This window comes from Mesorhizobium sp. M7A.F.Ca.US.005.03.2.1 (genome assembly GCF_003997795.1).
Classification (GTDB): Bacteria; Pseudomonadota; Alphaproteobacteria; order Rhizobiales; family Rhizobiaceae; genus Mesorhizobium; species Mesorhizobium ciceri.
The window spans coordinates 1-3,263 of sequence record NZ_RZRP01000721.1; the positions used below are offsets into that span (position 1 = coordinate 1).

At 64.8% G+C, this 3,263-nt stretch carries 6 protein-coding genes; 2 read left to right on the forward strand and 4 right to left on the reverse strand.

Annotated elements, in window-relative coordinates; translation table 11 throughout:
* A partial coding sequence (locus tag EN991_RS29000; protein WP_127370036.1) for a GcrA cell cycle regulator occupies window positions 1-503 on the forward strand: 503 nt, incomplete at its 5' end.
* A gap of 249 nt (window positions 504-752) precedes the next feature.
* Here EN991_RS29000 and EN991_RS29005 read toward each other — a convergent pair.
* The gene (locus EN991_RS29005; RefSeq protein ID WP_032898671.1) at window positions 753-1,061 is read right to left on the reverse strand and encodes a DUF982 domain-containing protein; all 309 of its coding nucleotides are present in this window, start codon (window positions 1,059-1,061) and stop codon (window positions 753-755) included.
* 108 nt (window positions 1,062-1,169) lie between these two features.
* Window positions 1,170-1,451: a DUF982 domain-containing protein gene (locus EN991_RS29010; protein ID WP_013530587.1), complete on the reverse strand. Its 282-nt coding sequence runs from the start codon at window positions 1,449-1,451 to the stop codon at window positions 1,170-1,172.
* A gap of 251 nt (window positions 1,452-1,702) precedes the next feature.
* Between EN991_RS29010 and EN991_RS29015 the strand changes: the two genes are divergently transcribed.
* Entirely contained in the window at window positions 1,703-2,305 is a 603-nt protein-coding gene (locus tag EN991_RS29015; protein ID WP_127370037.1) for a DUF6456 domain-containing protein, read from the forward strand.
* Window positions 2,306-2,360: 55 nt separating this feature from the next.
* On the opposite strand, the gene EN991_RS29020 is transcribed toward EN991_RS29015, so the two are convergent.
* Together EN991_RS29020 and EN991_RS29025 are read right to left on the reverse strand one after the other, a co-directional pair.
* A complete protein-coding gene (locus EN991_RS29020; RefSeq protein ID WP_027160843.1) occupies window positions 2,361-2,666 on the reverse strand; it encodes a hypothetical protein in 306 nt (101 codons plus the stop codon).
* A 111-nt stretch (window positions 2,667-2,777) separates the two neighbouring features.
* A partial coding sequence (locus tag EN991_RS29025) for an SGNH hydrolase domain-containing protein (protein WP_281058819.1) occupies window positions 2,778-3,263 on the reverse strand: 486 nt, incomplete at its 5' end.

The following is a 3,263-nucleotide window of genomic DNA, read 5'->3' on the forward strand; positions in this document are numbered from 1 at the left end:
GCTTTGCCAATGGCAAGGGGCCGCTGCCGCGATCCAGGCAGGCCGTGGGCAAGCGCGCTGGAAGCAAGCGGGCGAGTGGCGCGTCGGCGAAATCGACGCCTGTCGTCGGCAAGATGGAGGGCGTGCTTGCCGCCAAGGACATCCATGCGCGTGAAGTGGCCCGGCCCAGGCGCGCGCATTCGTTCGTGCGCGAGGTGGGCGTGCTGATCACCGACGGCGTGGCCTATCGCCTGGAGGCGCCGGCGCCGCCGCGCGCGGCCATCGGCCGGCAGCCGCATGGCGTGGCGATGCGCTTCATCGATTGCCTGTTTTCACGCTGCCGTGCGCCGCTGGATCTGACGGTGGAGGGGGATCCGGACATTTCTATTGCCGAAGAGGGGGCGCCAGGCAGCCGCCCAGGTGCCGACATGCTGTGCTGCGGCATGCGCACCGGGGCGCTGAAAAGCTATTGTACCTACCACCAGGCGCGCTTCCAGCGCCGCGTATTTGTTGCGACGGGGTGAGGTTTGATCTCTGCTCCCCCGTTCACGGGGAGAAGGTGCCGGCAGGCGGATGGGGGGCAGCGCTGACGAGGCAGGATGGAAGCTGACATGAAATTCAAGCATCCGATTCAGATGCCACTTACCGAAGCGCTGGCGCCGCCCCTCATTGCCCTGCCGGGCGTTCGCTGTTCGAAAAGCCAAGCAATTGGCTTTTCGTCCGCTGCTCGGATCACACCTCACCCCCGTAAACGGGGAGAAAGAAGCAAAGCCCTATTTCGGCATCTGCCGGCCTTGCTTGGGCGTGCGGCTCTGCATGCTCCTTGCGTCCATCGCCATCGGCGGGTTGCCCTCGCCGACCAATATGCCAGTCACCCGGGCAAAGCCGGTAAACACCTTCATGGCGTCGGCTTCGGAAATCTGGGCGGCAATCGCCGCGCTGCAGGCGTTCAACGCGCTGCGGTAGACATGACCGCGCCGCTCCAGCGGCCAGCGCTGGAGAAAATCGGCGGCTTCGCTGACGCTTTCGATCTCTTCGATCTCATCTTCCACCCGCACTTTGAGCGGCACTCCGGTTTTCATCGTACCCACGGCGTTCACCTTCGCTTTGCGCGCGGCTCCAGCTACCGCACCCATAAACGCGCCCCGCTGGGGGCCGGTTGCATCAATTTTTCGGGCGGCGCCCGCTCCTCACGGGCTAGCCACCGCATCCAGCCAGTCATGGGCGCGGCTTTTGGGCCTGTCGACCAGTATGTTCTGCTGCTTGGCCGCCCTGGTGAAGGCGTCGAACGCGATGCGCTGGCAGCAGATGCCGTCCACGGCGAGCGTAACCAGCCGGGAAGCCTCGAGATAGCCAGGCGCTGTCTTGTCGGGCCATTGGTGGCGCAGTGCCTCGGCGGCTCCGGCCACCGAACTGACCAGCATGGTTTTGTTGTCGCAAAAGCGCACGGTAACCGGCATGAAGGCTGTCATCGGCGAACCTCCCCTTGGCATGGACGCGACATAACGTCGAAAACTCGCGCCGGTTCCATCAGCCTGGATGCCGGACGGCAGGGATGCTGGCGCGGCGGCGAAGAGGCGACGACCTACGGTTCATTGAAGGCCAACCGAGCAGCGCTCCGCTCCGCTCTGCCACCGCGTGGGGAGATGCCCGGCAGGGCCGAGGGCGCGCGAAGGATCGCCACTTGCCGGCCTCCACCACCCATCCCAACCAGGAGCCTCCCATGAGCAAAAAGACCAGACCCGCAAAACCGCAGGCGCCGAAATTGCCGAAGGGCGAGGCCGAGCAGGTGCGCATACGCCGCGAGATCGGCCATGATTTCGCGCTCAGGGATGACGCCTTCGGCCGCAAGCGGCTGGCAGCGGGCACGCTGGAGGCTGCGCGTGTCTACGAAGTGTCGAATGACGGCTACGCCGCGACCGGCGGCATCGTGCGGCTGCGCGCCATCGATGCGCTCGTCGGCATCACTTCGCTGTCGCGCCAGCAGCGCGAGGCAGGCCTGCGCTACCGCGAGGATTTCCGCTGCAGTCAGCAGGCTGATGTCAAGCCGATGCGCTGGACCGAGCGCATCGACGGCGGCCGCGAGGGCGGCGGCATCGCCGACAGCGTTCTCGACGCCGGCAGGGCCTATGCCGCCGCCACAAGAGCGTTAGGCCATTGGGAGGTGGCCGCCGTGGTACGACAAGTCTGCTGCGCGGACGGTTCCCTCAAGCGCCTGTCCGAGCAGACCGGCGAGGGCCGGAACGTGGTGACGAAGCTGCTGAAGGTGGGGCTGGATCTGTTGGCAGTGCATTACGGGATGATGATGAGGAGGCGGGTGGGGTGAGCGGCGCAAATATCCGGCCGGCGGCGCCGGCCGGATCATTTTTCACAGGATCAGATCATCGGCAGACGCGGATTTCCTCGACGATCCTGTGGTGATGGCGCCAATGCTTGACCAGTGCGATGTGGCAACGGTGGTGACGGTGGTAATAGCGCGGCCTGTAGCCGTTGTCATAGGCGTCGTACTGGTAATAAGGGCGATAGTAGCGATCGCCATAGTCATAACCATTGTAATAATCGTCGCCGTAATAATCGTCTGCATAGCCGCCAATGCCGATACTGATACGGCTGCGGGCGTCGGCGGGGGCGATCATCGCCGCCGCCGAAGCAATGGCGATAACCGAAACAAGCAGGAGCTTTTTCATAGCTGCCTCCTTTTCAAGGTTAGGCTAATATAACTGCCGAGTTGCAGCCTCGTTCCACAGATTCGTAAGATGTGACGAACAATGCAGACCGGGGCGCAGATGCCCAGGCGCCTAAAACAAGGCCCTCTCCAATGGCCCCGCCAGTGTCTCGGCAAAGCCTGTCGCCAGATGGTGCCTGTCACGAAACGCCAGCTGGCCTGATATGACGACGTGGCAGGTGGTCGGGCCGCAGAATTGGTTGGTGAGGTCGATGTAGCGGGTGTCGGGCACGCTGGTCACCACGGCGCGCTCGGTGGCGGCGGTGCTGTCGTTGGCGGCTTCGGCCCTTGGCGTGTCGCAGTGCGGCGAGGGTGCCTCGCGCCACCACAGGGTGCGCGCCACGCAGGAGCCGGCGAAGCTGGCGTTGATCGGCGTGTCGCGGATGACTGCCGTCTCGACACCGGCCCGGCTGAAGGCCTGCAAGGTCGAGCGCAGGCCGGCCTGCCAGCGCGCTACTTCGGCGGTGCGTTCGGCGGCGGGCAGATCGCGGGTCAGATTGCCGATGGAAAATTCGGAGATCACCACCAGGCGCGGCTTGCGGCGGATGATCTCCGATAT

Excerpts from the sequence above, each read along its gene's own strand:
- EN991_RS29020 (WP_027160843.1), bottom strand. The coding sequence starts at position 2,666 with ATGAAAAAGCTCCTGCTTGTTTCGGTTATCGCCATTGCTTCGGCGGCG.
- EN991_RS29010 (WP_013530587.1), bottom strand. The coding sequence starts at position 1,451 with ATGACAGCCTTCATGCCGGTTACCGTGCGCTTTTGCGACAACAAAACC.
- EN991_RS29015 (WP_127370037.1), top strand. The coding sequence starts at position 1,703 with ATGAGCAAAAAGACCAGACCCGCAAAACCGCAGGCGCCGAAATTGCCG.
- EN991_RS29005 (WP_032898671.1), bottom strand. The coding sequence starts at position 1,061 with ATGAAAACCGGAGTGCCGCTCAAAGTGCGGGTGGAAGATGAGATCGAA.